Raw genomic sequence first — 12660 nt, forward strand, 5'->3', positions numbered from 1 at the left:
GAGTAAACCCCAAGTCTATTTAGTTACTCAGATGATTAAGTCACTCTTAGGAGTGGCTTTTTTATGCACTTTTATCCAATCTGCCCAAAAATGAATTAGCACTCTTCTTGACAATGTGCTAATAAGAACTATAATACTCTTAGCAATCGAATAAAGAGAGTGCTAACAAGGAGGAATAATTATGTTGAAACCTTTAAATAAGAATATCGTATTAAAGAAAGAAGAAGTAGAAAATAAGACAGCTAGTGGTATTATTCTCACTACTGAGACAAAGAGTCTTCCTACTGTTGGAGAAGTTGTGGCAGTAGGTCCTCAATGTGAAAATGATTTAAAAGAAAAAGATCGTGTTGTATTCAAGGAATACTCAGGTACAAAAGTTAAACTTGATGGTGTTGAATATATTGTGATAGACGAGAAAGATGTTCTCGCATGTATTGAATAGGAGGAATAAGCTATGAGTAAAGAAATACGTTTTTCTAGTGATGCACGTCAATCAATGTTGAAGGGTGTGAATACTCTTGCGGATGCAGTAAGTGTTACACTTGGTCCTAAAGGTAGAAATGTAGTATTAGAGAAGAGTTATGGTTCTCCTTTAATTACAAATGATGGTGTTTCTATTGCCAAGGAAATAGAATTAGAAGATCATTTTGAAAATATGGGTGCAAAACTTGTATATGAAGTAGCCAATAATACAAATGATATTGCAGGTGATGGTACAACAACTGCTACAATTCTTGCAAGAGATATGATTGTGAATGGTATGAAGCAGGTTGAAAAAGGTGCAAACCCTGTACTTATGAGAGAAGGTATTGAAAGAGCCTCTAAAGCAGTGGCAGAAGTATTATTAAAGAATTCTCATAAGGTAGAAACAAGCAGAGATATTGCATCTGTTGCGACTATTTCTTCTTCTAATAGTCATATTGGTGAATTGATTGCTCAGGCTATGGATAAGGTTGGTAGAGATGGTATTATCAACGTAGATGAATCTAATAGCTTTGATGATGAATTAGAAGTCAATGAAGGTATGCAGTATGATAAGGGTTATGTATCTCCTTATTTTGTAAGTGATACAGATAAGATGGAAGTAGAAATGGATAACCCACTCATCTTAGTCACTAATCAGAAGATTACTAATTTACAGGAAATTCTTCCAGTACTTGAACAAGTATTAAAGGCTAATAAACCATTATTACTTATTGCAGAAGATTATGAGAATGAAGCTATTTCTTCTCTTGTATTGAATAAGTTAAGAGGTGCCTTTAATGTCGTAGCTACTAAGGCTCCAGGATTTGGTGATAAACAGAAAGAAATGTTGGAGGATATTGCAGTATTAACTGGTGCTAAATTCTACAACAAAGACCTTAATATGAAACTTTCTGATTTAACTATTGAAGATCTTGGTACGATCAAGAAAGTGATTGTAAAGAAAGACAATACTACTCTTATTGGTCATAGTTCAAGTGAAGCAGTGAATAACCGTGTTGAAGAATTAAAGACACAGTTAACTCATACTAAGAGTGATTATGAAAAGAAGACTTTAAAAGAACGTATTGGCAAATTATCTAACGGTGTTGCAACAATTAAAGTCGGTGCTACAACTGAAGCAGAATTAAAAGAAAAGAAATTAAGAATTGAAGATGCTCTTAATGCGACTAAGGCCGCTGTAGATGAAGGTATCGTTGTTGGTGGTGGTGCTGCGTTAGTAGAAGCCTATGAAGAATTAAAGAATCAGGTCAGAGATACGAATGTAGATATCCAGAAGGGTATTAACGTAGTCATGAATTCTTTATTTGCGCCTCTTACTCAGATTGCAATCAATGCTGGTTATGATGAAGAAGAAATTGTATCTATCCAGAAGACTGCTGAAAAGGACTTTGGATTTGATGCAAAGACAGGTGACTGGGTTAATATGTTTGAAGCAGGTATTATTGATCCTACTAAAGTCACTCGTAGCGCATTATTAAATGCGGCTAGTATTTCAGCCTTATTCTTAACAACCGAAGCAGGTGTGGCAGAACTTCCTAAGAAGGAAGAACCACAACAGCCTGTTATGCCACAAGGTGGCATGTATTAAAAAAAAGCCAGAAATGGCTTTTTTTATTTACAGAATTGATATGTTAGTTCTCCTAAAATCTGAATACCTTTTTCGATATTCTCCATAGAAGCAGCTGAGAAGTTCATACGAATAGATTGACACGGCTTAGTACTATCTACCATGAATTCATTGCCTGGTACGATGGCTACATGCTTCTTAATAGAAGCCTGAACGAATTCTGGCATACTGACTCCATCAGGCAGATCAAACCATATAAACATACCGCCTTCTGGTTCAATGACATGAATAGAAGGATGGAAATACTTCTTGATCATCTCTAACATGAAGTTACATTTCTTTGCATAAAGAGACTGCAAATGTTTAATATGTGCATCCATATCTGTTTCTCTTAAGAAAGCATCCATCATATATTGTGAAAGATTGTTTGTATGGTTATCTCCTGATTGTTTAGCCATAAAGAGCTTAGAGATAATATCTTTACTTGCACAGATGATTCCTGTACGCATACCTGGTGAAATAATCTTAGAAAGACTGGCTGCATAAACAACACGATGGTCTTGATCTAAAGATTTAATAGAAGGTACTTCTTCTCCTGTAATACGTAAATAACCATAAGGGTTATCTTCTAAAATAACTACATCATACTTTACTGCAAGGTTATAGATTTCTTTTCTTTTTTCTAGAGACGTTGTGACTCCGGTAGGATTCTGGAAGTTAGGAATTGTATAGAATACCTTTGGTCCTTTTTTAAATGCTTCTTCTAGTTCTTTTAGATTTACACCATCTTCTTCTAAAGAAACACCAAGCAGTTTTGCCCCATTACATTTAAATGAGTTTAAAGCACCTAAATAACTTGGGTTCTCTACAACAACATAATCCCCTTCATCACAGAATATCTTAGACACAAGATCTAAGCCCTGCTGTGATCCTGTTGTAATAATAATATCATCATCACTTGTGCATATACATTCATGCTTATTAATGAATGACTTAGAAGATTCTATTAAACCTGTATAACCTTGAGCAGAGCCATACTGCAAGACTTCATAAGTCTTTTCTTGAAGAATCTTATGTCCTACTTCTTCTAGTTTCTCCTGTGGAATAGCTTCTGGATCAGGGAATCCACTCGCAAAACTAATATAGTCTACCGTACCATTCTCACTTGCATCAGCCATGACACTTCTAATGGCTGATTTTTTTACGTTTTTCATCTTATCTGCGTATCTCATATATGTCACTCCATTCACTTTTTTCTCATTCTACTACTATTATTTGAAATCACCTAATTATTTTTTTATATCTGCGTAAGTTATAATCTGAATATCGTGATCCTTGATGAACTGTTTGAATGCATCACTCTTAAGTAATTCTAATTCCTTGATACGATTCATATTGTAGCTAGATACGTTCATGAGTCTTTCATCAACTAAAGCAGGATGACAAACAAGTTCTACTGTATCATAGCCTTCTGTTGAGCAGATTTCTTTGAATGTTTCAAAACTTACACCATCTTTATAAAATTCACAACGTGCTGGGAAGTAGTTTTCATCCACATATCTTGTTTGTCTGATAGGAAGGTTATATTCCTTGGCAAGACGCTTGATGACTTCCAATTGTCTATGTTCCATATGGACATAATGATGAGAATCTAGATGTGTAGGAAGATGTCCTGTGTGTGCGATGAAAGCTTCTATCTGTGCTTTCCATTCTTCATAAACTTCCTCTGGTTCTCCATCTGGGAATTCATCTTCATAAGCACTTGGTCTTAAGAAGTTCCCCTCTTCATCTGTATAGCTTTTCTTGCCAGGTAATAATGGTTTACCGGCAGTTAAAGTTAAATGAACACCTATTCCTAAATTTGGATATGCCTTTGCCTTATCTAGAGCCCATAAAGCATATGGCATATTCATCATGACTGTAGTGGAACTTACAAGTCCCTGCTCGTGAGCAAGAAGGATACCTAGGGAGTTTCCTTCACACATACCGAAATCATCAGCATTAATAATTAATTTCTTAATCATACTTTTCACCTCTAGAATCCATTGTACTAAATATTATAAGAACAGTCACACATATCGAGAAAATGATGTATAATACAAGACAAAAGGAGACTGCTATGAAAAATACAATTACTGGATATACAGGTTTATATGGGGTTGTCGCAAATCCTATTAAACATTCTTTTTCACCAATGATGCATAATACTGCATTTCAAACATTAGGTATTAATGATGTTTATCTTGCATTTGAAGTGACTAAAGATCAGTTAGATGATTATATTACGTCTGTTAAGACATTACCTATTAAGGGATACAATATTTCTATGCCTTATAAACAGGATATGATGAAATATATGGATGAACTCACAACACAGGCAAAACTTGCGAAGAGTATCAATACGGTAAAGAATGAGAACGGTAAACTCATTGGTCATATTACTGATGGAGAAGGTTTTGTGATGGCCTGCCGTGATAAAGGATGGGGTATTGCGAAACATAAGATTGTAGTACTTGGTGCTGGTGGTGCAGCAAGTGCAATTATTATTTCTCTTGCATTAGCGGGTGCTAAGGAAATTGTGGTTTATAATCGTTCTGATAAGCCATTTATTAAAGAACTTAATGAGAAATTAGATTGCCCTATTACTTTAAAGAAAATTGATCAGGAAAGTATTAAGGAAGACTTAAAGGATACTTATCTATTAGTTAATACAACTAGTGTTGGTATGGCATCTCATCCTGAAGGATGTATTATTGAGAGTGCTGATATGTTACCTGATGGTTTAAAAGTAGCTGATATTATTTATAACCCTAAGGAAACAAAGCTATTAAGTTATGCAAGACAAAGAGGTCTTGATTATATGAATGGAGAACGTATGATTGTCTATCAGGGTGCATGTTCTTTTAAATTCTGGACAGGAAAGGATATGCCTATTCATGAAGTCAAAGTAGCGTTAGGAATGGAGGAAAGTGAATGAAAGAAATCGTAGTTGCAACAACAAATAAAGGAAAACTTAAAGAGATTTCCGCAATGTTGGAAAAGTTAGGGATTGAAGTAAAGTCTATTAAAGATGTATTAGGTTATAATCCTGATATTGAAGAAACAGGGACTACTTTTACTGAAAACGCAGTGATTAAAGCTGAAACAGTGATGAATATGATTCATATGCCTACTCTTGCAGATGATTCTGGTTTAGAAGTAGATGCATTAGATAAACAGCCTGGTATTTATTCTTCTCGTTTTATGGGTGAAGATACAAGTTATGATATTAAGAATCAGTGGATTATTGATGCTATAAAGGATAAAGAAGATAAGACAGCACGTTTCGTATGTGCGATGGCTTTAGCTATTCCTGGTGAAGAAACAAAGACTTTCTTAGGTACTTTTGAAGGAGAAATCAATGATTGTATTGATGGTGAAAATGGCTTTGGTTATGATCCTATTTTCTATTATCCACCATTAAAGAAGACTTCTGCAGTGATGACTATGGAAGAAAAGAATAAAGTCTCTCATCGTGCAAAGGCGTTAAAGGCTTTATATGATTATTTAGAGGAGGAACATAAGTAATGAATCATGTTGTATTAGTACATCCTGCGATTCCACAAAATACAGGTAATATTATGAGAACATGTGCAGCAACACATACACCTTTACATATTATTAAACCTACAGGGTTTAAGTTAAATGATCCAAGAATGAAAAGAGCGGTTATGGATTATTTTGATCACCTCACTTTTAAGGTTTATGAAAACTTTGAAGAGTTTGAAAAAGAGAATCCTGGTATTTATCATTTCTTTACACGTTATTCTAAAAAAGTATATAGTGAAGATGATTTTAAACAGGAAGGTGAACATTATCTTTTCTTTGGTCATGAGCATGATGGTATTCCTCATGATATCTTAAAGAAGTATATTGATGATTGTGTACGTATTCCAATGTATGGAGATTCACGTAGTTTAAACTTATCTAATACTGTAGCCATTGGTGTTTACGAAGCATTAAGACAGCAGGGTTATCCTGATTTATCTACAGTAGAGGTTCAAAAGGGAGAAGACTTCTTATACAATGAAGAAATTTAAAGGTGTTCTTTTAACTGTATGTTTGACTTTTTTGATTATTGATTGTGCTATTTTATTAGTGACTTTTGTCCCTGTACTCTATCCTTCTTCATTAATAGCCTCTAATATTGGGGTAAGTGAAAAGGTTGTAAGAGAAAGTTATATGACAATTATTCACTATTTAAGTCTATTCTCTCATAAAGCACTTTCTACCCCTGCTTTTCCTATGACTAAAAATACAGCTTTTCATTTTTATGAAGTAAAAGTATTAATGAATCGTTTAGAAGTGATTGGGTTAGTAGTACTTATTGGAACTATCTATCTCATCTATTCTACAGTCAAAGAGAATGATTATAGACCTTTTAAGTGGGCAGGATTCACTACTTTAGGACTCGTATTTATTGTAGGTGGAACAGCCTATGTTGATTTTGACGGGGCATTCACAATGATGCATCATATCCTTTTCAACAATAACTACTGGCTGATTAATCCTGATATTGATCCTATTATCAATATCTTTCCTGAAAGTTATTTTGTGACATTGGGGATTGCGCTATTTAGTTTAATTGGAATAGGTGTTCTTATTAATTTAGGTACATATTTCAAACATATTAATTGCATTAATACAAATAAATGAGTATAATTTTTGAAAAAAAGACACGAGATTCTCGTGTCTTTTCATATGAAGGAGTTATAAATGAAAGAAATGATTAAAGACTTCTTAGATGAGTTATCTTCATCTTCACCTACTCCTGGTGGTGGAGGTGCTTCAGGACTAGTAGGCGCTATTGGATGTGCTTTAGGACTCATGGTAGGTAACTTAACTGTAGGTAAGAAGAAATATAAAGATGTAGAAGATGAAATAAGAGAAATCATAGAGAAGTTAGAAGACTTAAAGAAGAAGCTTGTCACTTCTGTAGATGATGATGCAGAAAACTTTAAGCCTCTTGCAGAGGCTTATAGACTTCCTAAGAATACTGAGGAAGAAAAGAAACATAAAGAGTTTGTGATGGAGTCATGTTTATTGGATGCATCTCTTGTACCATTACAGGTCATGGATTTAAGTTATCAGTCTTTAAAGTTATTTTCTACTTTAAATGAGAAAGGTACAGTGATGGCAATCAGTGATGTAGGTGTTGGTGTACAATGTCTACGTAGTGCGTTGACTGGTTCTATTATGAATGTCTATATTAATACGAAGTCTATGAAGAATAGAGAAATGGCTGAGAAGATGAATAAACGTGCTGAGAAGCTATTAGTTGAAGGGCAACTACTTGCAGATGAAATAACTAATAGTGTGATTAAAAAGTTAGGAGGAACATCATGTTAGAGTTAAGAGGAAAAAAGGTTTCTGATGGAATTAAAGAATATGTATCAAAAGAGTTAGAAACATTATCTTTTGTACCTAAGCTTGCGATTGTGAGAGTAGGAGAAAATCCTGATGATATGAGTTATGAGCGTGGTGCAACTAAGAAATTAAAATCGTTTGGTTTAGATGTGGCTTCTTATGTTTTCCCACAGGATATCAGTGATGAAGACTTCAAGAATGCTTTTAAAAATATTAATGAAGATGATGAAGTGACAGGAATCTTATTATTAAGACCACTTCCTCGTACTATTAATGAAAAAGATATTGAAAATACGATTGATCCTAAAAAGGATTTAGATGGTATTTCTCCTATTAATATTGCGAAGGTGTTTGCGGGAGATACAACTGGATTTTCTCCATGTACTGCAGAAGCAGTTATTGAAGTATTAAAGGCATATGATATTGAGTTAACAGGTAAAAGAGTGACTGTTGTAGGAAGAAGTATGGTTGTAGGTAAACCTGTGTCCATGCTGCTTCTTAAAGAGAATGCGACAGTAACTATGACTCATACAAGAACTGTTGATTTAAAGAAGACATGTTCTGATGCAGAAATTGTGGTTGCGGCTGCAGGACGTGCAAAGATGTTAAATAGTGATTATTGTGGACAGGATGCCGTGATGATTGATGTAGGAATCAATGTGGATGAGAATGGTAAGTTATGTGGTGATGTAGACTATGCGACTCTTGATGGCAAAGCCTCTGCCGCTACACCTGTACCTGGTGGTGTTGGTACCATCACAACTGCAGTACTTGCAAAACATTTAATCCAGGCAGCTAAAATGCGTTAAAGACCTCTTTCGAGGTCTTTTTTCGTACAATAAAAGACAGCTTTCGCTGTCTTTGCACACAATTATATTAATCAAAGAATTTGTATTCTTCAAAGTAAGCCTGTGGATGGTTACAAGCTGGACATACTGTAGGAGCTTCTAAAGATTCTACTACAAATCCACAGTTGTTACATTTCCATAGTACTTTATGATCTTTCTTGAATACTGTGCCGTCTTCAATCTGTTTAGCAAGTTTTAAGTATCTTTCTTCATGCATCTTTTCAGCCATCGCAATTGCTCTTAAGATAGCTGCGATTTCAGGTAATCCTTCTTCTTCAGCTTTCTTAGCAAATTCTGGATACATATGTGTCCATTCTTCGTTTTCACCAGCAGCTGCAGCTTTTAAGTTTTCTACAGTTGTACCCATTAATACTGGGAATTCACCTGCAACAGGTAATGGTTCGCCCTGAGCAGCAGTGTTCATAAGCTTCATTAAACGTTTCGCATGTTCTTTTTCCTGGTTAGCTGTTTCTTCAAAGATTTTAGACACTTCTACATAACCTTCTTTTTTCGCAATACTAGACCAGAAAGTATAACGATTTCTTGCCTGTGATTCACCTGCAAATGCAGCCATTAAATTCTTTAATGTTTCAGTTCCTTTTAAATTAGACATCTTCTTTATCCTCCTTCATATTCTTACAATCATTACAGACTCCTTGAAATAACATATCAACATGTGTGAGGCGTACTTGATCTAGTTCTTCTATATCATGAACAAGTTCATCAAATGCACCATGTGGAATATGTATATCCACAATCTTTCCACATTTTGAACATACCATATGATGATGTGGTGTCACATTACCATCGTAATGTACTGTCACACCATCTATATTTAATTTTCTGATATACCCGTTTTCGACTAAAACATTCAGATTACGATAAACAGTACCTAGTGATATATCCGGAATGATTCTTCTTACATGAGAATAAATAACTTCTGCTGTAGGATGCGTATGATCATTCACAAGCATATCATATATCGTATCTCGCTGTTTAGATCTTCTAAGTTTTGTCTCCGCCATATGTCCTCCTCTCCTAATCAGTAATGATTACTACTATTAGTATACTATTTACTAGTAAGAATGCAAGCCAGATGCATTATTTTGATAAAATTGTATGTATAAGTGTATAGAAATCATTGGTTGCATAAACAAGAGGATCAATTACATACACAGGAACAGAAACAATGGACTCTATATCCCCTTTTAAATGCATGACTGAAGGGGATAAATAAAGTGCATCATAATCTCCTTCTACTTCTTCTAATGAAGAAAGACTCACTGATTCCACTTCTAGATTAGATTTTTCTATTGTCAGACTTTCTTTCATTAAACTAATTAAATAACTAGAAGAAAAGCCATCCTGGTCTACAATCCCTACTTTCACATGTTTAGGGTTTGCATCCCTTAAAAATACAACCATGAAATCTCTATAATAAGATAAGAACTGAGATAAACTCTTTAAAGTATAATGGAGATAGAAATAGATTTCTTTCCCTTCTTCATCTGTGATTTGTTCTTCTATTATGCCATTATGCCAGACAGTTAAAAAAGCGACACGATTCTTTAAATAAAAACGTACAGTATGATAATCTTTAGTGTCTTCAATAATGTCACATCTGACATTTTTCATATTCTTTCTTGTATAGTAATAAGACCATTTAAAAACAATCATTAAATAGGTCTTTTGATAAAATTCATCCATATCCTTCACCTATATTAATCATATCATAATTCAACTATTTTTTTTGATGATTATGTTCTGTTTTGCATTCCTTTTTGTGTATGATAAAATGTATTTGAGAGGCAGGTGAGTATTAGTGAAGAGAATTTTTGTCATGTCTGATTTACATGGACAATTTGTGTTATTGCAGCTGATGCTCAATAAGATTCAATTCACTGATGAAGATGAGTTATATATCCTAGGTGATATTATGGATCGTGGTCCTAATTCAATTGATATATATTACTTTGTGAAAGCAATGCCTAATGTTCATATGATCAAGGGTAATCATGAAATCATGATGAGACAATCTTTAGTAGCCAGCTTAAAATATAATGATTTAGATTCTGATTTGAATAATGCATATCGTTTATGGAAACAGAATGGTGCCACAGGCACTGTAAATAGTATAAGAGAGTTCTTACAGAAAGATTCTATTCCTTATGAGGAATATTTTGATATAAAGAAAGAGTTTGTCCAGGAAATTATTGATTTTATTGATAGTCTACCTAACTATATAGAACTTGATTACCAGGGCAAGCATTATGTAATGGTGCATGCAGGAGTGGATCCTGAGGTAACCAATATAGAAGATAGTGATCCTGAATTACTTGCCTGGATTAGAGAATATTTCTATATGAATCCATGTAATCCTGAATATACTTATATATTTGGTCATACGCCTTTATGTTATGTGAATGATGATCATTCTTTTAATATCTGGTACGATCCTGATTATCATAATAAGATTGGTATTGATGGTGGACTCGCTGTGGCAGATAGAGGACAATTAAATTGTTTATGCTTAACAGATGGGACATCTTATAAGATACCTTATAAAGATGGTCAGCCAGGAGAATTACAACGTATTATAAAAGACTTAAAGTAAAACGGAAGGGACCCCTTCCGTTTATTCGTTTTCTATAGTGAGTAATGTTTTATTTTCTGATAATAAATGTGCTTTAATATCTTCTGGAATATGATCATCTGTAATGATTGTATCAATACGTTCTTTTAACTGAAGAGGTACAACACCGTGTGAATTAAACTTTTCACTTTCAGTTAAGACAATAATATGTTCTGCCTGTTCAGCCATATCTCTGACAGCCTGCGCACGTAAATGATCACTATTTGTGAAACCTACACGAGGATTATAACCATCAGCACCAATAAATAACTGATCAACACAGAAATTTTGAGCACATTGTGCCACGATAGGTCCTACCATAACCTGTGAATCTTTCTGGTAAGCACCACCTAGAAGAATCACATTGGTATTCTTTTTATCGCGAATATATCCTGCAATAAAAGCACTGTTAGTCACAATAGTGACATCTAGTTTCTCTGATGCAATTGTATCTGCAAGAATCGCACAGCAGCTCCCACTTTCAATCATAATGGTATCTCCATCATGAATAAGTTCTGCAGCCTTTTGTGCAATTCTTTTCTTTATTTCATAATGATAAGCTAAGCGTCCATTGATATCATCCTTATTCGCAAGGATGGCATAGCCATGTCCTCTTTTAATAATCCCTTTTTCTTCAAGTGCATCTAAATCTTTACGTATAGTGACATTGGATACCCCAAGTATTTGAGATAATTCATTGACTTCTATTTTCTTTTCTTTTGTAAGTAGTTCTAATATTTTGTTATAGCGGTCTTTCATAGATTACCTCCGCACTCATTATATTAATCTAGAAGAAACAATTCAACCCACACTTGATGAACTCATTTTGATAATCCACTAAATCTTCAGGATGTAATGCTTCTACTTCATGAAGCTTATAGTCTTTACCAAGTAGTTTATATTTATTTTCACCAAACTGATGGAATGGAAGAAGCTGTACATCTTTCGCGCCTGCTTCTTTAATGCATGTTGCGAGTTCTTTCGCATCTTCTAATGTTTCATTAAAGCCAGGAATAACAGGTATTCTAGGCAACACATTCAATCCCTGTTCAATAGCCCATTTGAAGTTCTTTTGAATGACTTCATTTGTGACATGTGTTCCCTTCTTATGCTTCATTGGATCAGCCTGTTTTACATCAAATAGTAAAAGATCAAATAAAGGGGCTGCTTTCTTAAACTTCTCATGATCCACAATACCTGTTGTTTCAATCGCAAGATGAAGTCCTTTTTCTTTTAATGCATGAACAAGAGCCATCATGAAATCATATTGCACCATAGCTTCTCCACCAGATAAAGTAACACCACCATTAGATTCTTCATAGAAATCAATGTCCTGCATACAAATATCAACAACTTCTTCTACTGTCTTGATTTCACCTTCCTGTGTTAAGGCTTTACCAGGGCAGGCTTTAACACATTCCATACAATGATCACATGTTTTATGATCAATTCGAATCAAGCCATCTTCCATCTTTATAGCACCTTTAGGACAGGTATGTACACATGTCGCACAATGAAGACATTTCTCATTATTGTATAAAACCTGAGGACTCACTGCCTGACTCTCAGGATTAGCACACCATTCACATCTTAATGGACATCCTTTAAAAAACACTGTTGTACGAATACCAGGTCCATCGTGAATACTAAATTTCTGTATATTAAATATAATTCCTTCCATATCATATCCCTCTCGTATAATATGTACGTAATCAGTTAAT

The 12660-nt window shown here is 34.4% G+C and carries 16 protein-coding genes; 9 read left to right on the forward strand and 7 right to left on the reverse strand.

What is annotated here, in order from left to right; genetic code table 11:
* The first annotated feature begins 181 nt into the window (after positions 1-181).
* Both QVO42_RS00630 and groL read left to right on the forward strand, forming a co-directional pair.
* On the forward strand, positions 182-442 hold the full coding sequence (locus QVO42_RS00630) for a co-chaperone GroES (RefSeq protein WP_006504310.1): 261 nt from the start codon (positions 182-184) through the stop codon (positions 440-442).
* Between the two features lie 12 nt (positions 443-454).
* The gene (groL, locus tag QVO42_RS00635; RefSeq protein ID WP_022424260.1) at positions 455-2074 is read left to right on the forward strand and encodes a chaperonin GroEL; all 1620 of its coding nucleotides are present in this window, start codon (positions 455-457) and stop codon (positions 2072-2074) included.
* A gap of 23 nt (positions 2075-2097) precedes the next feature.
* On the opposite strand, the gene QVO42_RS00640 is transcribed toward groL, so the two are convergent.
* Both QVO42_RS00640 and chbG read right to left on the reverse strand, forming a co-directional pair.
* The gene (locus QVO42_RS00640) at positions 2098-3285 is read right to left on the reverse strand and encodes an aminotransferase-like domain-containing protein (RefSeq protein WP_022424261.1); all 1188 of its coding nucleotides are present in this window, start codon (positions 3283-3285) and stop codon (positions 2098-2100) included.
* 57 nt (positions 3286-3342) lie between these two features.
* Positions 3343-4077, reverse strand: a complete 735-nt coding sequence (gene chbG / locus QVO42_RS00645) for a chitin disaccharide deacetylase (RefSeq protein WP_022424262.1) — start codon at positions 4075-4077, stop codon at positions 3343-3345.
* Between the two features lie 95 nt (positions 4078-4172).
* Here chbG and aroE point away from each other — a divergent pair, with 95 nt between their 5' ends.
* The 6 genes from aroE to QVO42_RS00675 are packed head-to-tail and all read left to right on the forward strand — an operon-like array spanning position 4173 to position 8268.
* Positions 4173-5030 carry a shikimate dehydrogenase gene (gene aroE / locus QVO42_RS00650; protein ID WP_022424263.1) on the forward strand — a complete coding sequence of 286 codons (858 nt, stop codon included), beginning with the start codon at positions 4173-4175 and terminating at the stop codon, positions 5028-5030.
* Positions 5027-5620 (forward strand): XTP/dITP diphosphatase, encoded by a 594-nt coding sequence (locus QVO42_RS00655; RefSeq protein ID WP_022424264.1) that lies wholly within the window; start codon positions 5027-5029, stop codon positions 5618-5620. Before aroE ends, QVO42_RS00655 begins: the two co-directional genes overlap by 4 nt.
* Complete coding sequence (locus QVO42_RS00660; protein ID WP_006504316.1) at positions 5620-6132, forward strand: tRNA (cytidine(34)-2'-O)-methyltransferase; 513 nt, start codon at positions 5620-5622, stop codon at positions 6130-6132. The genes QVO42_RS00655 and QVO42_RS00660 overlap by 1 nt, the downstream gene beginning before the upstream one ends.
* The gene (locus QVO42_RS00665; protein WP_022424265.1) at positions 6119-6748 is read left to right on the forward strand and encodes a TIGR01906 family membrane protein; all 630 of its coding nucleotides are present in this window, start codon (positions 6119-6121) and stop codon (positions 6746-6748) included. The genes QVO42_RS00660 and QVO42_RS00665 overlap by 14 nt, the downstream gene beginning before the upstream one ends.
* A gap of 60 nt (positions 6749-6808) precedes the next feature.
* Positions 6809-7441, forward strand: coding sequence for a cyclodeaminase/cyclohydrolase family protein (locus tag QVO42_RS00670; protein ID WP_022424266.1), 633 nt, complete (start codon positions 6809-6811; stop codon positions 7439-7441).
* A complete protein-coding gene (locus QVO42_RS00675; RefSeq protein ID WP_022424267.1) occupies positions 7435-8268 on the forward strand; it encodes a bifunctional 5,10-methylenetetrahydrofolate dehydrogenase/5,10-methenyltetrahydrofolate cyclohydrolase in 834 nt (277 codons plus the stop codon). Before QVO42_RS00670 ends, QVO42_RS00675 begins: the two co-directional genes overlap by 7 nt.
* Before the next feature lie 67 nt (positions 8269-8335).
* On the opposite strand, the gene rbr is transcribed toward QVO42_RS00675, so the two are convergent.
* From rbr to QVO42_RS00690, 3 genes are all read right to left on the reverse strand, one after another.
* Entirely contained in the window at positions 8336-8920 is a 585-nt protein-coding gene (rbr, locus tag QVO42_RS00680) for a rubrerythrin (RefSeq protein WP_022424268.1), read from the reverse strand.
* Entirely contained in the window at positions 8913-9332 is a 420-nt protein-coding gene (locus QVO42_RS00685) for a Fur family transcriptional regulator (RefSeq protein WP_022424269.1), read from the reverse strand. The genes rbr and QVO42_RS00685 overlap by 8 nt, the downstream gene beginning before the upstream one ends.
* Before the next feature lie 76 nt (positions 9333-9408).
* Positions 9409-10014, reverse strand: coding sequence for a PTS sugar transporter subunit IIB (locus QVO42_RS00690; RefSeq protein ID WP_022424270.1), 606 nt, complete (start codon positions 10012-10014; stop codon positions 9409-9411).
* A gap of 115 nt (positions 10015-10129) precedes the next feature.
* Here QVO42_RS00690 and QVO42_RS00695 point away from each other — a divergent pair, with 115 nt between their 5' ends.
* Positions 10130-10921: a metallophosphoesterase gene (locus QVO42_RS00695; RefSeq protein WP_288163503.1), complete on the forward strand. Its 792-nt coding sequence runs from the start codon at positions 10130-10132 to the stop codon at positions 10919-10921.
* Positions 10922-10942: 21 nt separating this feature from the next.
* Here QVO42_RS00695 and QVO42_RS00700 read toward each other — a convergent pair whose 3' ends face one another.
* Together QVO42_RS00700 and QVO42_RS00705 are read right to left on the reverse strand one after the other, a co-directional pair.
* Entirely contained in the window at positions 10943-11698 is a 756-nt protein-coding gene (locus tag QVO42_RS00700; protein ID WP_022424272.1) for a DeoR/GlpR family DNA-binding transcription regulator, read from the reverse strand.
* 28 nt (positions 11699-11726) lie between these two features.
* Positions 11727-12620 carry a glycyl-radical enzyme activating protein gene (locus QVO42_RS00705; protein ID WP_022424273.1) on the reverse strand — a complete coding sequence of 298 codons (894 nt, stop codon included), beginning with the start codon at positions 12618-12620 and terminating at the stop codon, positions 11727-11729.
* Positions 12621-12660: the final 40 nt, after the last annotated feature.

The sequence above is a fragment of the Catenibacterium sp. CAG:290 genome (assembly GCF_000437715.1).
GTDB lineage: Bacteria > Bacillota_I > Bacilli_A > Erysipelotrichales > Coprobacillaceae > Catenibacterium > Catenibacterium mitsuoka_A.

Coding starts and splice junctions, on each gene's coding strand:
- QVO42_RS00630 (WP_006504310.1), top strand. CDS start 182: ATGTTGAAACCTTTAAATAAGAATATCGTATTAAAGAAAGAAGAAGTA.
- groL (WP_022424260.1), top strand. CDS start 455: ATGAGTAAAGAAATACGTTTTTCTAGTGATGCACGTCAATCAATGTTG.
- QVO42_RS00640 (WP_022424261.1), bottom strand. CDS start 3,285: ATGAGATACGCAGATAAGATGAAAAACGTAAAAAAATCAGCCATTAGA.
- chbG (WP_022424262.1), bottom strand. CDS start 4,077: ATGATTAAGAAATTAATTATTAATGCTGATGATTTCGGTATGTGTGAA.
- aroE (WP_022424263.1), top strand. CDS start 4,173: ATGAAAAATACAATTACTGGATATACAGGTTTATATGGGGTTGTCGCA.
- QVO42_RS00655 (WP_022424264.1), top strand. CDS start 5,027: ATGAAAGAAATCGTAGTTGCAACAACAAATAAAGGAAAACTTAAAGAG.
- QVO42_RS00660 (WP_006504316.1), top strand. CDS start 5,620: ATGAATCATGTTGTATTAGTACATCCTGCGATTCCACAAAATACAGGT.
- QVO42_RS00665 (WP_022424265.1), top strand. CDS start 6,119: ATGAAGAAATTTAAAGGTGTTCTTTTAACTGTATGTTTGACTTTTTTG.
- QVO42_RS00670 (WP_022424266.1), top strand. CDS start 6,809: ATGAAAGAAATGATTAAAGACTTCTTAGATGAGTTATCTTCATCTTCA.
- QVO42_RS00675 (WP_022424267.1), top strand. CDS start 7,435: ATGTTAGAGTTAAGAGGAAAAAAGGTTTCTGATGGAATTAAAGAATAT.
- rbr (WP_022424268.1), bottom strand. CDS start 8,920: ATGTCTAATTTAAAAGGAACTGAAACATTAAAGAATTTAATGGCTGCA.
- QVO42_RS00685 (WP_022424269.1), bottom strand. CDS start 9,332: ATGGCGGAGACAAAACTTAGAAGATCTAAACAGCGAGATACGATATAT.
- QVO42_RS00690 (WP_022424270.1), bottom strand. CDS start 10,014: ATGGATGAATTTTATCAAAAGACCTATTTAATGATTGTTTTTAAATGG.
- QVO42_RS00700 (WP_022424272.1), bottom strand. CDS start 11,698: ATGAAAGACCGCTATAACAAAATATTAGAACTACTTACAAAAGAAAAG.
- QVO42_RS00705 (WP_022424273.1), bottom strand. CDS start 12,620: ATGGAAGGAATTATATTTAATATACAGAAATTTAGTATTCACGATGGA.